The organism is Dehalobacter sp. TBBPA1 (assembly GCF_040931655.1).
Lineage (GTDB): Bacteria > Bacillota > Desulfitobacteriia > Desulfitobacteriales > Syntrophobotulaceae > Dehalobacter > Dehalobacter restrictus.
Genome location: NZ_CP162385.1, coordinates 1,865,640 through 1,886,257, shown reverse-complemented (window position 1 = coordinate 1,886,257; position 20,618 = coordinate 1,865,640). Strand labels below are relative to the sequence as shown.

Annotated in this window: 18 protein-coding genes; 8 read left to right on the top strand and 10 right to left on the bottom strand. The window is 44.4% G+C overall.

Annotation, left to right across the window (positions count from 1 at the left end):
* Nucleotides 1–158 precede the first annotated feature (158 nt).
* On the top strand, nucleotides 159–1,448 hold the full coding sequence (locus AB3489_RS09300) for a methyl-accepting chemotaxis protein (protein ID WP_368292665.1): 1,290 nt from the start codon (nucleotides 159–161) through the stop codon (nucleotides 1,446–1,448).
* A gap of 115 nt (nucleotides 1,449–1,563) precedes the next feature.
* Here the strand turns inward: AB3489_RS09300 and AB3489_RS09295 are convergent, their stop codons facing one another.
* From AB3489_RS09295 to AB3489_RS09250, 10 genes are all read right to left on the bottom strand, one after another.
* Nucleotides 1,564–2,328: a hypothetical protein gene (locus tag AB3489_RS09295; RefSeq protein WP_368292664.1), complete on the bottom strand. Its 765-nt coding sequence runs from the start codon at nucleotides 2,326–2,328 to the stop codon at nucleotides 1,564–1,566.
* 277 nt (nucleotides 2,329–2,605) lie between these two features.
* Nucleotides 2,606–2,956, bottom strand: coding sequence for a DUF192 domain-containing protein (locus AB3489_RS09290; protein WP_019226774.1), 351 nt, complete (start codon nucleotides 2,954–2,956; stop codon nucleotides 2,606–2,608).
* A gap of 74 nt (nucleotides 2,957–3,030) precedes the next feature.
* Complete coding sequence (locus AB3489_RS09285) at nucleotides 3,031–3,972, bottom strand: type II secretion system F family protein (protein ID WP_368292663.1); 942 nt, start codon at nucleotides 3,970–3,972, stop codon at nucleotides 3,031–3,033.
* Between the two features lie 11 nt (nucleotides 3,973–3,983).
* Complete coding sequence (locus tag AB3489_RS09280) at nucleotides 3,984–4,931, bottom strand: type II secretion system F family protein (protein WP_368292662.1); 948 nt, start codon at nucleotides 4,929–4,931, stop codon at nucleotides 3,984–3,986.
* Nucleotides 4,932–4,962: 31 nt separating this feature from the next.
* Nucleotides 4,963–6,333, bottom strand: a complete 1,371-nt coding sequence (locus tag AB3489_RS09275; RefSeq protein ID WP_368292661.1) for a CpaF family protein — start codon at nucleotides 6,331–6,333, stop codon at nucleotides 4,963–4,965.
* Nucleotides 6,334–6,337: 4 nt separating this feature from the next.
* Nucleotides 6,338–7,558, bottom strand: a complete 1,221-nt coding sequence (locus AB3489_RS09270) for a response regulator (protein ID WP_019226771.1) — start codon at nucleotides 7,556–7,558, stop codon at nucleotides 6,338–6,340.
* Nucleotides 7,559–7,574: 16 nt separating this feature from the next.
* On the bottom strand, nucleotides 7,575–8,321 hold the full coding sequence (gene cpaB, locus AB3489_RS09265) for a Flp pilus assembly protein CpaB (RefSeq protein ID WP_019226770.1): 747 nt from the start codon (nucleotides 8,319–8,321) through the stop codon (nucleotides 7,575–7,577).
* Between the two features lie 10 nt (nucleotides 8,322–8,331).
* Nucleotides 8,332–9,276: a pilus assembly protein TadG-related protein gene (locus AB3489_RS09260; protein ID WP_368292660.1), complete on the bottom strand. Its 945-nt coding sequence runs from the start codon at nucleotides 9,274–9,276 to the stop codon at nucleotides 8,332–8,334.
* A gap of 13 nt (nucleotides 9,277–9,289) precedes the next feature.
* Nucleotides 9,290–9,685, bottom strand: a complete 396-nt coding sequence (locus tag AB3489_RS09255; RefSeq protein WP_019226768.1) for a TadE/TadG family type IV pilus assembly protein — start codon at nucleotides 9,683–9,685, stop codon at nucleotides 9,290–9,292.
* Nucleotides 9,686–9,873: 188 nt separating this feature from the next.
* Entirely contained in the window at nucleotides 9,874–10,059 is a 186-nt protein-coding gene (locus AB3489_RS09250) for a Flp family type IVb pilin (RefSeq protein WP_019226767.1), read from the bottom strand.
* 346 nt (nucleotides 10,060–10,405) lie between these two features.
* Here AB3489_RS09250 and AB3489_RS09245 point away from each other — a divergent pair, with 346 nt between their 5' ends.
* The 7 genes from AB3489_RS09245 to AB3489_RS09215 all read left to right on the top strand — a co-directional run bounded on the left by AB3489_RS09245 (nucleotide 10,406) and on the right by AB3489_RS09215 (nucleotide 20,574).
* Nucleotides 10,406–12,823 (top strand): DNA translocase FtsK, encoded by a 2,418-nt coding sequence (locus tag AB3489_RS09245; RefSeq protein WP_368292659.1) that lies wholly within the window; start codon nucleotides 10,406–10,408, stop codon nucleotides 12,821–12,823.
* A gap of 87 nt (nucleotides 12,824–12,910) precedes the next feature.
* Entirely contained in the window at nucleotides 12,911–13,954 is a 1,044-nt protein-coding gene (gene mnmH / locus AB3489_RS09240) for a tRNA 2-selenouridine(34) synthase MnmH (RefSeq protein ID WP_368292658.1), read from the top strand.
* A gap of 32 nt (nucleotides 13,955–13,986) precedes the next feature.
* Nucleotides 13,987–14,787 (top strand): RodZ domain-containing protein, encoded by an 801-nt coding sequence (locus AB3489_RS09235; protein ID WP_368292657.1) that lies wholly within the window; start codon nucleotides 13,987–13,989, stop codon nucleotides 14,785–14,787.
* A 229-nt stretch (nucleotides 14,788–15,016) separates the two neighbouring features.
* Nucleotides 15,017–17,188, top strand: coding sequence for a YgiQ family radical SAM protein (locus AB3489_RS09230; protein WP_368292656.1), 2,172 nt, complete (start codon nucleotides 15,017–15,019; stop codon nucleotides 17,186–17,188).
* A gap of 60 nt (nucleotides 17,189–17,248) precedes the next feature.
* A complete protein-coding gene (gene rimO, locus AB3489_RS09225) occupies nucleotides 17,249–18,574 on the top strand; it encodes a 30S ribosomal protein S12 methylthiotransferase RimO (RefSeq protein ID WP_368292655.1) in 1,326 nt (441 codons plus the stop codon).
* On the top strand, nucleotides 18,571–19,134 hold the full coding sequence (gene pgsA / locus AB3489_RS09220; RefSeq protein ID WP_368292654.1) for a CDP-diacylglycerol--glycerol-3-phosphate 3-phosphatidyltransferase: 564 nt from the start codon (nucleotides 18,571–18,573) through the stop codon (nucleotides 19,132–19,134). The genes rimO and pgsA overlap by 4 nt, the downstream gene beginning before the upstream one ends.
* Nucleotides 19,135–19,329: 195 nt before the next feature.
* On the top strand, nucleotides 19,330–20,574 hold the full coding sequence (locus tag AB3489_RS09215; protein WP_368292653.1) for a competence/damage-inducible protein A: 1,245 nt from the start codon (nucleotides 19,330–19,332) through the stop codon (nucleotides 20,572–20,574).
* Nucleotides 20,575–20,618 lie beyond the last annotated feature (44 nt).

The window sequence follows — 20,618 nt, the reverse complement described above, 5'->3', positions numbered from 1 at the left end:
AAACATTACTTCAAAAAAAGTAATATTTACATTATAATGTAATTGATAGAAAATATAACTATCGCCTGCTCATTGAGATTGTTGCGAAATAACAATAAAAGCAGCAAGATTTTCTAGTTTTGGCGACAAAGATTTTTGCTTAAGAGGAGCGCAGATTAATGAAAAAATCAAAGAACCATCAATTTAGCATTAGAAAGAAGATTTCCTTATTTGTTATTATTCTGGCAATTGTTACTTATTCTACAAGTGCATTTTTTATCTATTTTGTTCAACCCAATTTTGTTCCGAATATTAATGAGGTTATATTTACGATTGCGACTTTAGTACTAGGGGTTTTCTGGTCGGGTTTACTTTCCTTCTTTATGGCAAGTTTTATCATTAAACCTTTGCAGAAGTTAGAAAAAGCTGCAAATCAGGCATCTGAAGGGGATATCGGTTGTGATGTTGAAGTATCAAACACTGATGATGAGATTCGTTCATTAGGAATAGCTTTTAACAATATGCTTTATAATCTTAGGGAAATTGTCCAGAGTATTGAAACAAATTGTGCGAAGACCAATGAGAATATGTTTGAAATTTTAAAAGCGTCATCGGCTGCTTCTCACCAAGCCGACTCTATTGTACATACCATCACAGAAATATCTGCAGGTGCAGAAACTTCCTCGATTGCGATTCAATCAACTGCAGAATCAGTTGAAAAGGTCACTCTTATTGCCAAAGAAGTACAAAATTATGCCAAGTCTTCTGAAAAAGTCTCGGCAGAAATGTTAATGGAACTAACAGAAAGTAAAGAAGTAATTCGTTCTTTAGTTGAGGGAATTAATAATCTAGCCAAAGGAAACCAGCAATCACTTGAAATTGTTAAAAGTCTCGAAGATAATGCTAAGAAAGTTGGTCAGATCATCCAGTTAGTAGGAGACATTGGGGAACAAACAAATTTACTTGCATTGAATGCTTCCATTGAAGCTGCTCGAGCAGGACAACATGGCAGAGGATTTGCGGTCGTTGCCGAAGAGGTACGAAAATTAGCCGATGAAAGCGCAAATGCCGTTCAAGGAATTTCAAGTCTTATTGAGAATATCCAGGCTGAAGTGATAAATGTTGTGAATCAAATTACAATACAAGTTCAGAATGCAGATATGGAAGCGCATAAAGGATCCAGGACGAATGAAGTAATAGAAAAAATGACAAAAACAATTCTTGAAGTGGCACGTAGCGTTGAACAAATATCAAAACTTGTCGATCATCAAATGGAGGGCATTGACAAAAGCGCACATCAGTCTCGCGAAGTAGCCCAGATTGCAGAAAAAACTTCAGAAAGTGCAATGGAACTTGCTATTGCTACAAAGCAACAGGCGGAAATCGTCGATCAGGTTGAAACCCTTGTAGATAATTTAAGAATACAGTCAGAAATTTTGACAACTGCAATTACCCGCTTTCGCAAATAATTGGTAAGTTCTACTAAATTTATAGAGAAATACTCTGTTCCAACTAATCATAGGCGTACATGTACGCCTATGATTATATTATCGTGAGCTTGTTGTTTGAAGAAAATGAGAAGTCCTATTGTATAAGTACGACTTTACCGGAATCAATAAAGTAAAGTTCGGAAATACCATCGATATAACTGATATCCGCTTTGGCTTTGACACTGTCGGTTTCCGCAGGCTGAGCACCTTGCTGTCCTTTATACGAAGGATCGTAGAAAAAAATTTTAAACTTGCGAAGATTGCTGTTTGAAAGCTGATCCCGCTGTTCTCTAATAATACCGGTCAGAACATTTTCATCAATAGAAGGTGGCTGGATATATAAGACCTGAGAGTTCGTTTCAGACTGCGTATACAGGATAGTGTAAGTAAGCTTTGCAGAAGAGTTTACTGTAAAGTCCCCGTCAATCGTAAAATCTGCACGATTTGCATTGGACATGGCCAATGATGTCAAGCTGGTACTGGATCTCGGTAATAAGCTTTTTATTAAAAGGGTATCTGTACCTTGAATTTTGTTGCCGCTGTCCCGGTACGTAACATACACTTTTCCGGAGAATATATACTCTGAAGAGTTGGAAACAGATATGTTCACTTTTCTTTGATTTTTAGAATTTAAGTACTGAAAGTCTGCAGATGCTGAGATATCTTTGAGATTAGCTGATAATATCAGCTGCTGGCTGTTTTCATTATTGGGCGTTGATGGCTGAGTTTTTGAAGATAAGCTGGAACTACTGGCCACTGCTGAAGAATCAGTCTGTTGAGCAGTTGTTGTCGGCGCGTTTTTAGAACAACCAGATAATAAAAGTAGGAAAAGGCAGGCTAAAATTATCGTATTTTTCATTGAGAGCTCCTTTAGTACCAAGAATTGCTTTTATTAATTCTATTATATAGTAAAATTGATTTTGGAGCGAAATAACAAGTGAATAAATTGTAATTGCATATAGTTAGGACAGAGCATTACGCTGCTCTGTCCTTTTGCGGCAAGGCAAGTGAAACTGGAAAAGCTCTGAATACGAGCTATCATTAATAACACTAATAACACTTTTGCAGACACTTATTTCTTTTGATAAAGCGATATATTCCTAAAGACAATAAGACAAGAGAGAAATACGAGAGAATTAAAACTGCATTTCAAGCTTGTCACCTTCCATGCTTCCAGTGGAATCTGCCCAGTTATGTGGGAACTCTAACACAAAAGCGGCATTCTTGATGCATGGGGAGACCTTTTTCGGAGAGAGATCATCAATGATTTTGACAATTTTCAGATCCTTGCTGACAAACCAGACAGAGAGGGGATAGCGCATCCCGATCATGTGGACCTGGTTGCAGGGATTAATCAACATACCATGAAAATCATCCAATTGCCTGGTTCCCAGCAGACCTCTCAGTCTGGTGAAAAAGGTGTCAGCCACTAGAACCGTCCCAAGATTCTTTTGTGTTCTTTGGTTGATAACAGTTAACTCTTTCATTAGTCGATTTCCTCGTTTTTCTTAGAGAGAATCTTAGATTATTCTTTGAATATTCTTCGTCCACAGACAAAAAATTATTTACCCAAAATATCCATGATATTAATGATTGCCGGGCCAAGTATCACGATGAAAAGGCTTGGAAAAACAAAGAAAACAAGTGGAACCATCATCTTTACGGGGGCTTTTTGCGCAGCTTCTTGTATGCGTTGTTTTCTTCTCAGACGGATTTGTGCCGACTGATTCCTGAGGACATTTCCCATAGAGATACCGAGCTGGTCAGCTTGAACCAATGAGGCAATTACATTGCTTAAATCTTCTACGTCATTTTTTTTGGCCATGTCTCTCAAAGCTTCCCGGCGTGGTTTGCCGATTTTGATTTCCTGGAGAACCAGGTTGAACTCTTCAGCAAGAATGCCTTTTTGTTTCTCTACGACTTTCATCATGGCTGCATCAAAGCCAAGTCCGGCTTCGACACTGACCATAACGAGATCGAGAATGTCAGGAAGCGTGCGAAGAATCTCACTTTTACGTTGTTTGATCTTTGATTTAAGCCAGAAATTGGGAGCAATATTTCCAATAATAAAACAAAATAATGGAAATTCAATTTTTGTCAGGATTGGAAAGCTTAATATAAAGCTTAAAGCAGCAGCTATTATTGCAAAGCATAGACCAAGGATGAACCTAAGCGCTTTCCATTCAGCTGATGACCACCCTTTTAATCCGGCTGCAATTAATTCCTGGTCGTTCTGATCCGTTTCTTTGTTATTCTTTGAGAAGGCAGTAATTAATCTGCGAAAAAAACCGTTCTCGGATTTTTCTTGCTTGTTTTTATCTTGCTTGCTTTTGTCTTTTTTGGATTTTTCTTTTTGATTTTCTTCATTTTCTGTTAGCACTGAAGATCTTCCAAGGGAACGCATAATCCTGCTCTGGGAAAGAGAAGGCTGTTTCATAGACAGAATCGCCAGAACTAAGAAGAAAATAAGACAAAAACCACTGAAAATCAAGATTGACTCCATGACAATCTCCCCTAGAATTTAATATTAACAATCTTTCTGATGGCGATAAAACCGATGATTTCCAGAACAGCTCCACAGCATAATAACACAATTCCGAGTGGATCCTGGAACAGCGGCATCATAAATGAAGGTTGCATCATCGTGATAACCAGGCCAATTAAGATAGGCAAAGCACCAATAATATATCCCGACAATCTGCCTTGAGCAGTAAGTGTTTTGATCTCGCCTTGAATCTGTAAACGTTCCTGAATCGTATCGTGAATATTGATTAAAATTTCGGCTAGATTACCACCAATTTGCCGTTGAATCAGGATGGCAGTTACCATTAATTCCAGGTCTTTGCTTTCAACCCGCTGCGAGAGATTTAACAAAGCATTTTCGGTAGATTCCCCATAGGCCATTTCTTTCAGGGTCATTTTGATTTCGGAGGAGAGCGGGTCTGGCATTTCCTGGGCGGCCATTTCCATGGCCTGAAATAAACTAAAACCGGCTTTTAAGGAATTGGCAAGGGTCAGAAGTATATCCGGCAGCTGGTTATTGAATTTTTTAATTTTTTTATTTTTAGCACTGCTGATATACAGCCTGGGAAAGATCAAACTTAACAGTGGCAGAACAATAAAAACAGCACTCAAAGGCAGGAGAATTAAGGCGATAAGGAAAGTAAGAATGAACAAGAAAATTTGCATTACGATGAATTCTCTGCCAGTTAACCCAATGTCACCGCTGTAAAGATCTTTATCAAGTTGTTTGCCCCATTTCCGAGGTGTATATTTGGACAGGGAAGTCAGATACTCTTTCCAGGAAGCAGCCTTTTTGGCTTTAACCGGGGTATCTTCTTTTTCTGCCACCAGTCGCTTAACTTTATCTTCAACGCTTTCATTTTTTGGTTTCAGGGCCATGATCAGTGAGTATATTAGGATAAATCCCATAATCGAGGCCACGACGATGACCTTTGTCATATAAATACCTCCGACGGCCATAGATGGCTAATCAACTAACAAAAATATTGTCCGGCAGGATTTGGCCCGTGGCAGCCAGCGTATCCATAAAGCGGGGGCGGACACCGGTAGCCTTAAAGCCACCGAGGACGTGGACATTGGAATCAACACCTTTTTGTTCAAATTTGTAGATATCCTGGGTGACAATGGTGTCTCCTTCCATACCAAGGACCTCAGTGATATGAGTAATTTTCCGGGTGCCGTCCCTGAGCCGGCTTTGCTGAACAACTAAGTCAATCGCACTGGAAATTTGCTCACGGATGGCCCGGATCGGCAAATCCATGCCTGCCATTAAAACCATGGTTTCGAGACGGGAGAGCATGTCCCTCGGGGTGTTAGCATGACCTGTGGTCAGGGAACCATCGTGTCCAGTATTCATGGCCTGCAACATATCCAAGGCTTCTCCGCCGCGGACTTCACCGACGATGATCCGGTCAGGCCTCATACGCAGCGTGTTTCTGACCAAGTCACGAATGGTGATGGCACCTTTTCCTTCTATGTTTGGCGACCGGGTTTCAAGCGTTACCAAGTGGCTTTGATCAAGCTGCAGTTCAGCAGCATCTTCAATGGTAATGATCCGCTCGTGGTCCGGAATAAAGGAAGATAGGACGTTTAAGGTTGTGGTCTTACCTGACCCGGTACCGCCGGAAACGACAATATTCAGTCTGGCCTTGACGCAGGCTTCCAAGACAAGTGCCATATCTCTGGTCATTGTGCCAAAATTAATCAGATCTTCGACACGATAGGGGTCACGTGAAAATTTTCGGATCGTGATGGTGGGCCCTTTAAGAGCCAAAGGCGGGATAATTGCATTTACCCTGGAACCATCCGGCAGACGGGCATCTACCATTGGCTGACTTTCATCAATTCTTCGGCCAATCGGCGCGACAATTTTTTCAATAATATGCTGAACATGCTGGTCATCATTAAAAGTTACATTGGATAGTTCGACAATCCCATGACGTTCTACGTAGACCTGACTTGGTCCGTTGACCATAATCTCTGAAATACTGTCGTCATTTAATAGCGGGGAAATGGGGCCAAAACCAAGGATCTCATCTACCACTTCCTGAACGATTCTTTGCCTTTCATTCCGGGGCAGAAGGGCACCGTTGGCTTCAACATACTGGTCTATGACTTTTTGAACGATCGGCTCGACTTCTTGAGGATCAACATCATTGAGTTGAATATTTTTGATGGTTTCCTTATGGATAATGCTTTTGAGCTCCCTCCAGGGATCAACGGGCTGAGAGGAAGGAGAAGAGGTAAAGGCTTGTCTGATTTCAATCAGGCTTTGTTTCTCTGATCCGGTTCTTTCGCGTTCTTTACCTCTTTCCTGTTCTAAACGGCTAAGGAGCGACATGCGATCAACCTCCAAATCTTAAAAAGGAAAGACGGCTGGTTTCTTTGCTGTCCTGACCTTTTTTAGTAATTTCCGAATTAACACCTAGCGTACTCACCATTTTTTTAATTTCCAGAGCGGGAGCCGAACGGGCTAAAGCCTCAACAAACGGTACACCTTTATTAAGCACAGATGTGAGCTGCTCTTCATAAGGAATAAGATAGGTTACATTGAGGCCGAGACTGCTTTCAATATCCTTCATGCTGATACCGATTTTCTTTTCAAATTTATTTAGAATTAACTTGATTTTTGGGGAATACTCAAGCGTGTGCATGATTTCCAGCGCCAGCTTGGTATTTTTGATTGACGGAATGTCCATGCCGGCCACAACCCAGATCTCGTCTGCGGCCTCTAAGCCGGCAAGGCTGATATCATCAAAACGGCTGGTATTGTCAAGAATTACAAAATCATAATGGGGTTTAATTTCTTCCAGGATTTGCTCAATATGTTCTGTGGTTACTTTTTCTGCATATTCAGGGCGATTCGTAGCCGCCAGGATTTCCAGTCCGGAAGAATGGCTAAGGGTATGAAGCCGGATATCTTCTTCTTTGATCGAACCGGCCTGGACCAGATCGGTAATGGTTCTTTTCGGAACAAGATTTAAGAAGGAGGCGATGTCCCCAAATTGCAGGCTCAAGTCTAATAAAAGGACTTTGGATGACTTCGCCAATTCAACACCGAGGTTCACAGCGGTCGTCGTTTTGCCTACCCCTCCCTTGGCGCTGAAAATACTGATTACTTTTGCTGCAGTGTCGGATGTTTTTACAGCGGAATCGGGGGACAGAGGGGAATTGATCATTTCTCTTTTGCGGCTTTCCTTGTGATACACGTTCAGGATTGTACTGGTAAGTTCTTTGCCGGTAAACGGTTTGACGATATAAGATTTGGCTCCGGCCATCATGGCTTTGGTCATATGGTCGGGGTCGTTTTCAACGGACATCATAATAATGGAGGTATTTGGAATGCGGAAAGAAAGCAGTTCTGTTGTTTTTATCCCGTCAATGTCGGGCATGCTGATATCCATTAAAATAATTTCCGGTTTCAACAATTCTGCCAGACGGATTGCTTCAGAACCGCAGCCTGCTTCGCCGATGACTTCAAAGCCGGAATCAAGAGCAAGGATCCGGCGAATGTTTTCGCGGGTATTTCTGATATCATCAACAATGAGAATCCGTATACCTTGCATGCGCTATACCTCCTTTTTATTTATAATGACTGAAATAATCGGCGTTTGTATAGACATTAGGATCAATGGGTGCTTCGGTGTAAGTTTCTTTATTGGCGGGGTTTCTCAGCAGTAAGCGGATGGAACCTTTTTCACTGCCCAGTGTTACGGCCATAGACTGGGAAACACTCATAGCAAGGACATAAGAGCCAGGATTTTCGGCAGTTTCTCCTTCTTTGAGAATGGTATCACCCGTGTTTAAGACCAAAACATCCTGGGCAGCTAAAGAAGTAATTGTTCTTTGATTTCCCTGGCTATCCTTAATATCCATGGTAATCAGGATATCCACATGGTCACCGGGCTTTACCTTATAGCTGACACTGCCCACCAGATCGACAGGAATAGCAACGGCTCTTTTACCTGAAGGAACAGTCAGTGAAAAGCTGTCGGCTGAGGCACCTGAACTGCTGCCGGTTTGGTACGGATCTCCAAGCATAGGACTCAGCAGTACATCACCCTGACTGACGTCAACCAGGAGTACCCGGCCTGTCAATTCTTTCACGGTAGAGGCCCCCCCCTGAGGATAGGCTGAAAGCGGAACTTGTTTGATTTGGAGCTGATCAGCCTTTAGGATACTTCGGGAGGAAATATCAGCTGCTGCAACAACCAGTGGTTTTAAGTCTTGGCTTGATGCTCCCGAACCATAGTTTAGGTAGAAAAAGACAGCCAAGCTAAAAATCAGTCCTGAGATAATCGCCATAAAAACATAGAATTTTCTTTTCACTAGTCATCCCTCAATTCATTAGCAGTTTTATAGAATATAAACCGTAATCCTGTACGGGGTTATTTCCGTCATCAATAATTGAACTTGTTTCTTTGCCGAGTGTGGAACAGGTCTTTAAAAAACGCCCCGTGATAAAACAGTCATTGCCATTTCGGGTCACATTTTCAATAAAAAAGGCTGCAAATCCAAGAATCTTGACTTCCTGGATGGATTCACCTGATCGAGTGAGGACTTCTACGATAGGGATAAAGACAATCTCGGGAGCATTGCTGTCATGATCAGTAAAAGTATTCCCAGGGACACGCGTATCGGAAGCAAGCCGGGTATCAAGACCTTTTCGTGTCGGACCGCTCATATTACCGGTTTCTATCTGCAGGGTCTGGCCGACGGCTAGCGGGGTGTTATTCCCATAGGCGAGCGCATTTTCGTAGGTGCTAGCACCTGATCCATCCAACCTGACAGGACCATACCAGCCGGTTTGACCTTCCGGCGGAGCATTCTTCAACGTATATTCCTGGCCATAGACAAAGTTCTGTATCGTAACACTTAAAGGAGCGGCGCCGGCGATACTGCGAACAGGGTGAACACCTGCCTTGGAACGTGCACTGACTTTTCCTTTGGTAATGCCAAGTACTTTGGCCAAAAACATGGAATGTTCTTCAGAAGCAGATACCTCAATTTCCCGGTTATTATTGGATATCGAAATTGAGGGGAGGGAGACATGATTATTGGCAGCATATTCTGCAGCAGTTAGATAAGCGTCCTGTGGACTGTCCGGTAATTCTTGAGCACCCGCTAAAGCTGCTGCATCTACCGCATTCTGTAACTTTGCTTTTTCCACGTAGAGAACGGCCATATCTGTACATAGGGCACCAAAGCCCAAAAGAACGACTAAAAGTACTGCCGTAAGAACGGCAATACTGCCTTTTTCATTTTTTAGTGGGTTATTTTTCATAATGAATGCACTCCTATTCAATGCGCATGGACAGGCTCGCATGGATCACAACCGGATCCGGAAGAATATGATTTAATACCGGGGTCGTAAGAGACACAGGATAAGAGGCAGATACGGTAACATTTGAGCCGGAGTGTCTGCTGGACTCAATTGGAGTGATCTGAATGGTCAGCAGGTTGCGGTCTAACAAGGGGGCGGAATCAGCCACTGAAGCCTGGATAGCGCTATCCAATCCGCTTAAGCTGGCTGTCCGGGCACCGCTTCGGACAGCGTTATTGAGAGTCACGTAGGAATAGCCGAGCCGCCCAAACTCAACCACGCCAAAGACAAGGAGCAGAAAGATGGGCAGGACCAGCGCAAATTCGACAAGAGACTGGCCATTGGAGGATTTTATTAATTTTTTTAGCATTTTTCAATACCCTCCCAATGCAGATTCTAATAAACGTTCGCCCCATCAACCCAAATATCACTGAGCAGATATGGGAAAATTAACAATTCAAAGACTGTTTGAATACCTGATAAGAGAGGTAACCTTTCTTAGTTTAAGAAAGCCCTACTGTTCTCTGACAGTAGAGCTTTCTCTGAGAACCCAAAAGATTATGATGCTGGTTTGAGAGCAGTGCCAATTGAATCCAAAATACTATCCAAGTTTGTACCGATAACGGTGACCGCGCCAATTACAACAATTGCAATTAAAGCGATAATAAGACCGTACTCTGTAAGTGCCTGACCCTTTTCATCTTTCTGGAATCTTTGAAGGAATTGAACAAGGTATAACATCATGATAATCTCTCCCTTTAATAATATATTTTCGTTTTTTAGTGTTCTGGTTTGTATTACAAATTTACAACAGTTTGACAATTGAAACAATTCACCGTAAGTCACGATGTGATAGGACTAAAGACTTATTAATATCCTGTGCTTTTTAAGAATCTTATCAAATAATGGTTGATTGTCCTGAGAATTTCTTGTTTTTGGGTGATAAATACTTTACATTATATATACCATCATATAACCATCATATATAGGTAAAAATGATATCGAGGACTCAACAAGGAATTATTCAAAGGCCTTATATGTTGAATAATTAAAGGAATTAGCTTAGAATTGTGGAAATATTACTGTTGTAATGAAAAGCTGGGGGTTTGGAACGTTGGCGACGAAGACGACAAAAAAGAACCGACGGGGGTCACGTAAAAAAAGACAGTCCGTTCATGATACGATTCGAAATGAGATTATTGGAATCCTGGTGATGGGCTTGGCCTGTCTGGGATTCGTCATGCTCTATTCCAACAGTAAGGGTGCTATTGTCACGCTGATGATTAAAGCACTCAGGATTGCGGCAGGCGATGGCAGTGTCGGGATTTTTATCATCCTCGGAGTTATCGGGATCAGCCTGATGAGCAACAACCGGAGAAGTATGAAATCCAGGATAATCGGTGCGGTTTTATTATGGCTCGTAGCGGAAGGATTCCTGCATCTCGGGTCATCTGCTGCGTATGATACTGCAGGGCTGCTTGAGCTTGGCAAAGCAGGATTAGGAGGTGGCCTTCTTGGCGCGGTGATCAGTATCATGCTGGTCATGCTGGTCGGCGTGACAGGTGGTTATGTGATTCTGGCAGTGCTGGCCTTGATCGGCGCCATCCTGGTAATGAACCGCTCTCTGGTCGGGACGATCAAAGACCTGTTGTCCCTCACAGCAAGTTTCGCACAGATGGTCGATCGTCACATCAGGGATTTTCTGCAAGTACTGGCGGACGGACGCCAAGAAAGACAGAAGCGCAAAGAGGATGACCGGAACAGCATGTTTGCCGCAGCAAAGAAAGGTGAGCCTGTAAAGTCCCCAACCCCGGGTGATTATTTCGATTCAAAGCAGAGTAGCCCGGTGATCGAAATTTTTGGGGAAGAACGGAATCGAGGAGAAGAACGGAATAAAAAAAACAAGCAGGTTCCGCAGTCGGAAACGGATCATTACCTGATTAACACAAGGATGGACGATTTAGCCGAAAGAAAGGCTGGAAATATAGGAGATTATGCAGGAGGCATGGAGACTGCAGCGGCACCGCCGGGCAAGCTTACCGGGACGCCTATTTCCAGACAGACCGAGAAGAACGAACATTACAGGCTGCCACCTTTGAATCTTGTCCATAAATCAATGAAAAAAGGCCAAAAAAGCGGCAAGGACATTGCCGATAATGTCCGTCTGCTGGAAGATACGCTGGCCAGTTTCGGGGTCAGGGTCAAAGTCACAAGAGTCACACAGGGGCCGACGATTACCCGCTATGAGGTTCAGCCTGCACCTGGTGTCAAAGTCAGTAAAATTACCAGCCTCTCAGATGATATTGCACTGAGTCTGGCAGCCTCCGATGTGCGGATGGAAGCGCCAATTCCGGGAAAGTCTGCAGTTGGGATAGAGGTCCCGAATAAGGAGATTGCCATTGTTCATTTCCGGGAAGTGCTGGAAACGGAAGATTTTCAGGACTCACCAAGCAAGCTTAGTTTGGCGCTCGGCAAGGATATTACCGGCACACCGATCATCGGTGATCTGACGAAAATGCCGCACCTGCTGATTGCCGGAGCGACCGGAGCAGGAAAATCGGTTTGCATCAATACGATTATTGGAAGCATCGTTTATAAAGCAAAACCGGATGAAGTAAAACTGCTGCTGATTGATCCCAAAGTTGTTGAACTGGCCAATTACAATGGAATTCCGCATCTGATCTCTCCTGTGGTAACAGAGCCACAGAGAGCCGCCGGAGCTTTGAAGTGGATTGTTACCGAAATGGAGACAAGATATGAACTTTTTGCAGCTTCCGGAGTTCGCGATATCGTCAGATATAATTTCCTGGTTAGTGAAAAAAAGGATACTGAATCGAAGCCGCTGCCGTATGTTGTCGTCATCATCGACGAGTTAGCCGATTTGATGATGGTTGCTCCGGGAGAGGTTGAAGAGTCTATCTGCCGGCTGGCCCAGATGGCCAGGGCAGCAGGTATTCATCTGATTGTTGCGACGCAGAGACCCTCGGTTGATGTCATCACCGGTCTGATCAAAGCCAATATTCCTTCCAGAATCGCTTTTGCGGTTTCTTCCCAGATCGATTCCAGAACTATTTTGGATATGGGCGGTGCAGAAAAACTGCTCGGCCGCGGGGACATGCTCTATCATCCAATCGGGATCAGCAAGCCGATTCGGGTCCAGGGTTGTTTCCTGTCAGACAAGGAAGTCAAAAATATTGTGGATTATCTGCTGGAACAGGCCAAGCCGGAGTATTTTGAAATTCCGGAGGTGAGCTTGAGTTCCGGAAATTCTGAGGAACCGGAAGATGAACTTTTCTACAAGGCTGCAAATATCTTTATGGAGAGCAATACGGCATCCGTGTCCCTGCTTCAGCGCAGACTAAAGATTGGCTATTCCAGGGCGGCTAGAATCGTTGATATGCTTGAGGAAAAAGGGGTCGTCGGCCAGCATGAAGGCTCGAAACCCAGGGAAGTTTTGATGACCAAAGGCCAATTTGAACAAAAATTCGGGAAAAACTTAAATTCTTAGCCATGATTACCAAATATTTGCGCTTTTTGGTTAATTTCAGGAAGGATTAGTTAAAATACTGTAGAATAAAAAAGATTGGGGAAGATTATGCTGCGTGAAATTTCCATCGATGAATGTTCTGAGCTATCAGATGCATTATATATAGATGTGAGGTCAGAAAATGAATTTGAGGAAGGAACGATTCCCGGAGCGGTAAACATACCAATCTTCAATAATGAAGAGAGAGCCGTCATTGGAACGATATATACCAAAGAGTCTCCCCAAAAAGCCAGAGATATCGGATTAGAGATTGTCAGCCGAAAACTGCCGGATTTATATAAGCAAGTTGAAGAAGCTGCCGGGAAAAGACCGATTCTGCTCTTTTGCTGGCGCGGAGGAATGAGAAGCAAGTCTTTGGCTGCAGTACTCGACCTGATGGGGTTGCCGGTATTTCGGCTGATTGGCGGATACAAGGCCTATAGGCATTCGATTGTTTCCTTTTTTGAGACTGGATTTCATCATCAGGTTGTCGTCCTGAAAGGGAATACCGGAACCGGAAAAACAGAGTTGCTGAAAAAACTCAAGGAAGAGGGTTATCCGGTCATTGATCTTGAGGGGCTATCCAATAACCGCGGTTCAGTTTTTGGCTGCATTGGTCTTGGTGCTCAGCCTACTCAAAAAACGTTTGAATCTTTGCTTTACGAGGAAATTCATCGCTATAATCACGATCTGTATTTGGTGATGGAATGCGAAAGCCGGCGAATCGGCAAAATCACACTCCCTGACGCAGTTTTTAAGGCCATGCAGCAGGGAACTTCCGTTCTTGTTTATGATTCGCTGGACAACAGAGCCAAACGGTTGATGCTCGAGTATACGGATAACCCGGGAATAACTGAAGAACTTAAAACGGCTCTGGACAGACTGACGAAAAGACTGGGACGAAAGAAAATTGATCAGCTTTATAATTCTCTGCAGAAACAGGCTTACGAAGACTTTGCCCGGTATCTTATTATGGAATACTATGACCAGCTGTATGGTTATCCCAATCAGGAATCTGAAGACTATGCCTTATGTATTTCTCAGGAATCTATGTTATTATCACTGAAAATACTGAAACAATTTTTGAATGACCGGTTTGCTTATGGTAATTGATTTAAATTAAATATTAATAGGGTGGTGTAGAAATGGCTGGTGAAGGGGCCGTTCTTAAGAAGGCCAGAGAAGAAAAAGGTTTAAGTTATCAGGAGGTTGAAGACAGCATTAAGATTAGAGTGAGGTATCTGGAAGCTCTGGAGAATGAGAACTATGGCGTGCTACCCGGAACCACCTATACCAGAGGCTTTTTACGGACGTATGCTAAACATCTTGGCATTAATCCGCAGGAGATTATAGATAGCTATAATGCTTCTTTGGTCAAAGAAGCTGAGCCTGACATTGAGCCACGCTTAAGTCCGATTCCAAGCAATCAGGTATGGTTCAGACCTGTCGTCCTTGCAGGAATGGCCATCCTGGCTGTGATCATTGTCGTCGGGATTATCTTTGTGTCAAACTTGGGCAACAAATCCGGTACTTTTCATTATACACCCACCCCTTTGCCGGCTGCACCGAAGGCGAGCGATCAAAATACTGCCGATTCCGGTATGGGGCAGGATACGAACACCGTCGGGCAGGAACAAAATGCCGGGCAGCCGTCTCAGCCGCAAACTGAACAATACGAGGGTATTGTCGTTGAGCTTACGTTTACCGCTGATTGCTGGGTCGTGGTCAATGTAGACGGCAAGCAGGCTTTGAGCGGGACAATCCCTTCAGGAAAAATGCAAACGCTGCAGGCTGACAAGCAAATTGAATTTGTATCGATTGGCAACGCCGGTGGACTGTCACTCAAAGTGAACGGACATACCATTCCGCCGCTCGGGAAGACCGGTGATGTCCTTCAAAACTACATTATTGATGAGAATAAAGTGAAAGAGCTTGCAGGAAGTTAGTTTTGCACCAAGCTGATAAGATAAGATTGTTAAGAGGGTATACCGGAAGACCAGGATACCCTCTTCCTATGTTTGCGAATCACGTCAAATCGATTTAGAATAAATACGGCTGCAAAGATTAGAATCCAATAGATTAAATGAAGGACAAAAGAATATTTGAATAATCAGTTTGATATTAGATAACTGCATGGCAGTAAGCTAATGCTGATATAGTTAGGAGCAAAATCAAGTGCCTGTAAATTATCTGCCAGTGAACAGAGAAGATATGGAATGCCGGGGATGGGACCAGGTGGACTTCGTCCTGGTCAGCGGGGATGCCTATGTCGATCATCCCAGTTTCGGTCCGGCTATCATTTCCAGGGTCCTTGAAGACGCAGGATACAAGGTTGGAATTATTCCTCAGCCGGACTGGAAAAAGACAGAAGATTTTCAGAGACTTGGGCGTCCCCGGCTCGGATTTTTGGTGTCAGCAGGCAATATGGATTCTATGGTCAATCATTATTCAGTCAATAAAAAAATACGCGAAAAAGACTCCTATTCACCCGGCTGCAAAATGGGTTTACGGCCGGACCGGGCGACGATTGTCTATTGCAATAAAATCCGGGAAGCCTATAAGAACGTTCCGATCATCATTGGCGGTGTAGAAGCCAGTTTGCGGAGATTTGCCCATTATGACTATTGGAGCGATACCGTCAGAAAATCAATTCTGATTGACAGCAGTGCGGACTTGTTGGTCTATGGCATGGCGGAAAAGCAGATTGTGGAGATTGCCGCGTATCTGAATGACGGTTTGGAAGTGAAATATATCCGCCATATCCCCGGAACCTGCTATATGGCGGATTCTCTGGAAGAGGTAAGCAACGGCTATATTGAGATACCTTCCTTCAAAAAGACGGCAGAAGACAAAACAAAGTATGCGGAAGCTTTCAAGATCCAATATCAGGAGCAGGACCCGGTCAGAGGGAAAACCATCGTCCAGCAGCACGGCATAAAATATCTGGTGCAGAATAAACCGGAGATGCCTTTGTCTCAGGCGGAGCTGGATAAAGTCTATGGTCTTTCCTATCTGAAAAACGCACATCCAATGTATGATAGAGACAGGGGAATACCCGCGCTGGAGGAAGTTAAATTCAGTATTGTCAGCTCCCGGGGATGTTTTGGAAGCTGTGCTTTCTGCTCGCTGACCTTTCATCAGGGCAGAATCGTTCAGAGCAGGAGCGAGGAATCGATCTTACACGAAGCTGTGGGAATCACCAATTTGGAAGACTTCAAAGGATATATTCATGACGTTGGCGGACCGACAGCAAACTTTCGTCAGCCAGCCTGTCTTAAGCAATTGAAAACTGGCGCATGTAAGGAAAAACAATGCCTGCATCCCTCGCCATGCAAAAGCCTGCATATTGACCATCAGGAATACCTCGGGATTTTACGGAAACTCAGAAAACTGCCCAAAGTCAAGAAAGTATTTGTGCGCTCGGGGATTCGCTATGACTATATCATGGCGGATAAAAGCGAGCATTTTCTTAAAGAATTGCTCGAACACCATGTCAGCGGTCAACTAAAGGTAGCTCCGGAGCATATCTCACCTAAGGTCCTGCACGATATGCGTAAACCGGCCGGGAAAACCTTTGAACAGTTTAGGGAAAAATTCTTTAAAATTAACGAGCGTCTTGGCAAGAAGCAGTTTATTGTTCCTTACTTTATGTCCAGCCACCCAGGGAGTACGCTGGAAGCAGCCGTTGAACTGGCCGAATACTTGCGGGACATTCATTATCAGCCGGAACAGGTCCAGGACTTTTATCCGACTCCGGGAACGCTGTCTACGGCAATGTTTTATACAGGGCTCGATCCGCTGACTATGCAGAAGGTTTATGTTCCAAAAAGCAAAACGGAAAAAGCAATGCAGAGAGCGTTGCTGCAATTCAGAGAACCAAAAAAATATGCACTGGTCCACGCTGCCCTTGTTGAAGCAGATAGGACGGATTTGATAGGGTTCGGTCCCAAATGTCTGATCAGGCCCAAAGGCAAAACCGCCTATTCCGATCAGAACAAGGAACAAGATTCCGGTTATAACCAAAATAAACAGAAAAATATTGTTAAAGGCAAGCTCAATAAAGATCAAGTAAATAAAGACCTTTTATCTAAGGCACGAATAAATAAGGAACATAAAAAAAAGATTACAGAGGACAGCGGAAAATCTCGGGGAACCGTAAAAAACGAAAAGATGGAAAAAGAAAGACAACAAAGAAGCCTGGGGAATAAGAAAAGAAATCTCAAAGAAAATCAAAAAGAAAAGCACCAGGGAAGTCGCACAGAGGCGTCAGGCAAGGTGACAGGGAAAGTCAAAAGGATGTCTCCGGGGAAGCCATCAGGGAAGGTAAAGGGAAAGCATTCGTTTTGACAGCAGGTCGGAACCTGATATATACTAAAGTGATAAAAAACGATTTCAGAGGGTTGGAAATTGAAGAAAAAAGTTGCAGTGATTAACCTTGGGTGCCCGAAGAACCAGGTTGACAGTGAAGTAATAACCGGCATGCTGGCGAAAGGCTTCGAGATAACAGCCGAACCGTCTGAAGCCGATATGATTGTTGTAAATACCTGCGGTTTTATTGAAGATGCCAAAGCAGAATCGATTGACACCCTTTGTGAAATGATCAATTTGAAAAATAGCGGTGCTCAGAAGAAGGTCTATGCTGTGGGATGTCTGGCTCAGCGTTATGGTGAAGAGCTGTTTAAAGAACTTCCTGAGCTTGATGGTGTGCTCGGGGACGGGGATCTGGATAAAATCCCCGAGGTCCTGGAAAGCTCCGGCAGCGAGAGAGTATACAGGAAAAAAGAAAAGCAGGACTATCTTTATGACAATGAGATACCGAGAGTCCGTTTCAGCCCTTCTTTTTTTGCCTATGTCAAAATAGCCGAAGGCTGTGATAACCGCTGCAGCTATTGTGTCATTCCGCAGATCAAAGGCAGCTACCGTAGCAGGACAATGGAGTCAATCGTACAAGAAGTAAGGAAGCTCGCCAGCGAGGGTGTGAAGGAAATTGCACTGGTAGCCCAGGATACAACCCGTTACGGCATTGATCTGTATCACGCTTACCGGCTGTCGGATCTTCTGCGGGAACTAGTGGAAATAGACGGTATACAATGGATTCGGCTGATGTATTGTTACCCTGAGGCAGTATCTGATGAACTGATTGGCCTGATTGCGACGGAACCCAAGATATGCAATTATATCGATTTGCCCCTTCAGCATGCCGATAACGCCATACTTTCGAAAATGAACCGCAGAAATACAGCCGAAGAAGCAGAAACGCTGATCGGAAAGCTCCGCGAGGCTGTACCGGGTATTTTTATCCGTTCAACGTTCATTACCGGGTTCCCTGGGGAAACCGAAGAACAGTTCGAGCATTTACTGTTATTTGTTAATAAAATGAAATTAGACCGCATTGGGGTTTTTGCTTATTCTCAGGAGGAAAATACACCTGCTGCGAACATGGCGAACCAGGTGCGGCCTGAGATCCGAGAAGCCCGCAAAAATGCTGTCATGGCAACCCAAACGGAAATTGCAGATCAGATCCAGCAGCAAAGGGTCGGGCAAATCATCCGAGTCATTCTCGAAGAACAGACTGCCCCCGATGAATGGGTCGGACGGAGCGAAGGGGATGCCCCGGAGATTGACGGTCAGATTTACCTCAAGGTTCAGAAGAAACATTTGGCTGGTGAAATCATACAGATCAGAATTACAGAAGCGGACAGCTATGATATGGGAGGGGAGGAGCTCGAGTGAATCTGCCTAACACGCTGACTCTGATTCGAATTGCCATGATACCTTTGTTTATGGCCTTTTTATTGGTAAAAATGCCTGACGGTACTGCTTATTTTCCTTATCAGGACTTTGTAGCCGCGGGGATATTTATCCTGGCGTCTGCGACAGACGGTTTGGACGGTTATTTCGCACGCAAGCTGAAACAAGTGACCAATCTCGGTAAATTTCTGGATCCGCTTGCCGACAAGCTTCTGGTTTCAGCCGCGCTGATTGCCCTGGTTGAGTTAAATCTCGTTTCAGCCTGGATTGTCTGGATTATCCTGGCCCGGGAGTTTGCGGTCACAGGGTTAAGAGCGATTGCTGCCGCCGAAGGCGTAGTGATCAGTGCCAGCAAGCTTGGAAAACTGAAGACGGTCACTCAGATCATTGCCATAGCACTGTTGATTCTGAGAGATTGGCCATTATCAACCCTTAACATACATATTGCCCAGCCTATGATCTATCTTGCGCTGATCATGACCATCATCTCCGGCGTGGATTATATCATGAAATCAAAACAGCTGTTTGTGCATTCTAAATAAAACGACTTCAAGGATTTTCCTTTTACTCAGGGGGAAATCTTTTTATCTGTATATCAGGAAGTATAAGTAATTGAAGCGACCGCCAAAGGCTTGGCGCCAGCCATGTTTTCTTTATCAATTTTAGCGTGACAAGATACCGGTACCGGGATATAAATCTGCCCGCGGTGAGATAATGACTGAGGGAGTGTGAAAAAAATGAAGGCCGAAATTATTTCCACGGGAACAGAATTACTGCTCGGAAAAACGCTGAATACGAGTGCCCATTATCTTACAGGACAACTTTCGGATCTTGGGATAGAAGTCCTCTACCATACGACGGTAGGAGACAACAAAGAACGGCTGACCGAAACACTAAAGAATGCGCTGCAGCGTTCCGGGCTTGTGCTTGTCAGCGGAGGACTTGGACCGACGGTAGATGACCTATCCAAAGAAATTGCTGCTGAAGTCTTAGGCCTGAAAATGAGCTATGATCCTGAAAGCATGCAGTCGCTGACGCAGTTTTATATCAATGACCGGATGCCACCAAGTACGGAAAAACAGGCTTATTTTCCGGAAGGTTCGATCCTGCTGCCGAACGATAAAGGAACTGCACAGGGGGCCCTTATCTGCAAAAATGGCCAGTTTTGCGCGATCCTTCCCGGACCTCCTTCCGAAATGGAGGTTATGTTCCAAAAGTATTTGCTGCCCAAACTGGAGCAGATCATCCTTCAGGATTCCGGACGGATGCAGGTGCGTATTCTAAAAATATTTGGACTCGGGGAACCGGAACTGGAACGGGAACTAACCGTTCTGATGCAGCGTAAATCCCCGTCTCTCACTTTGCTGGACAGGCATACCTACATGGATGTCAGGCTTACGGTCCGAAGCGGGGATGTCAGTCAGGCTGTCCGGCTCCTGGATCAGACGGAAGCAGAGATCCGCAGCAGGCTTGGGGACGGGGTATTCGGAAGCGGTACGGATACCCAGGGCGGTATTGTTGGAAAACTGCTTCTGAAAAACAACCTGACGCTGGCAACAGCTGAATCCTGTACCGGCGGTCTTCTGGGCGGAAGAATCACCGCCGAAGCCGGAAGCTCGGCGTATTATCTTGGCGGCGTTGTGAGTTATGCGAATTCAGCCAAAGAGACTTTGCTCGGGGTGAAAAGCAGCAGTCTGCTGCAGGAAGGCGCAGTCAGTGAACTTGTAGCCGGGGAAATGGCCGAAGGGACGAGGAAGGCTCTCGGCGCAGATCTTGGGATTGCGACGACCGGAGTTGCAGGACCCGGAGGCGGAACTGCGGAAAAACCCGTCGGTCTGGTCTATATCGCCCTGGCTCATCCGGAAGGTATCGAGATCACTAAAAACCAGTTTGTCGGGAGCAGGGAATCCGTCAGAAATATGATCGTAGAAACTGCCTTGAATATGCTGCGGCTGTATTTGCTTAGGAAATGTAAGCAGTAGATGCTTGCCAAACGAGACAAGACTAACCGCTATGTAAAAATTTT

Coding starts and splice junctions, on each gene's coding strand:
- AB3489_RS09300 (WP_368292665.1), top strand. CDS start 159: ATGAAAAAATCAAAGAACCATCAATTTAGCATTAGAAAGAAGATTTCC.
- AB3489_RS09295 (WP_368292664.1), bottom strand. CDS start 2,328: ATGAAAAATACGATAATTTTAGCCTGCCTTTTCCTACTTTTATTATCT.
- AB3489_RS09290 (WP_019226774.1), bottom strand. CDS start 2,956: ATGAAAGAGTTAACTGTTATCAACCAAAGAACACAAAAGAATCTTGGG.
- AB3489_RS09285 (WP_368292663.1), bottom strand. CDS start 3,972: ATGGAGTCAATCTTGATTTTCAGTGGTTTTTGTCTTATTTTCTTCTTA.
- AB3489_RS09280 (WP_368292662.1), bottom strand. CDS start 4,931: ATGACAAAGGTCATCGTCGTGGCCTCGATTATGGGATTTATCCTAATA.
- AB3489_RS09275 (WP_368292661.1), bottom strand. CDS start 6,333: ATGTCGCTCCTTAGCCGTTTAGAACAGGAAAGAGGTAAAGAACGCGAA.
- AB3489_RS09270 (WP_019226771.1), bottom strand. CDS start 7,558: ATGCAAGGTATACGGATTCTCATTGTTGATGATATCAGAAATACCCGC.
- AB3489_RS09260 (WP_368292660.1), bottom strand. CDS start 9,276: ATGAAAAATAACCCACTAAAAAATGAAAAAGGCAGTATTGCCGTTCTT.
- AB3489_RS09255 (WP_019226768.1), bottom strand. CDS start 9,685: ATGCTAAAAAAATTAATAAAATCCTCCAATGGCCAGTCTCTTGTCGAA.
- AB3489_RS09250 (WP_019226767.1), bottom strand. CDS start 10,059: ATGATGTTATACCTTGTTCAATTCCTTCAAAGATTCCAGAAAGATGAA.
- AB3489_RS09245 (WP_368292659.1), top strand. CDS start 10,406: ATGAAAAGCTGGGGGTTTGGAACGTTGGCGACGAAGACGACAAAAAAG.
- mnmH (WP_368292658.1), top strand. CDS start 12,911: ATGCTGCGTGAAATTTCCATCGATGAATGTTCTGAGCTATCAGATGCA.
- AB3489_RS09235 (WP_368292657.1), top strand. CDS start 13,987: ATGGCTGGTGAAGGGGCCGTTCTTAAGAAGGCCAGAGAAGAAAAAGGT.
- AB3489_RS09215 (WP_368292653.1), top strand. CDS start 19,330: ATGAAGGCCGAAATTATTTCCACGGGAACAGAATTACTGCTCGGAAAA.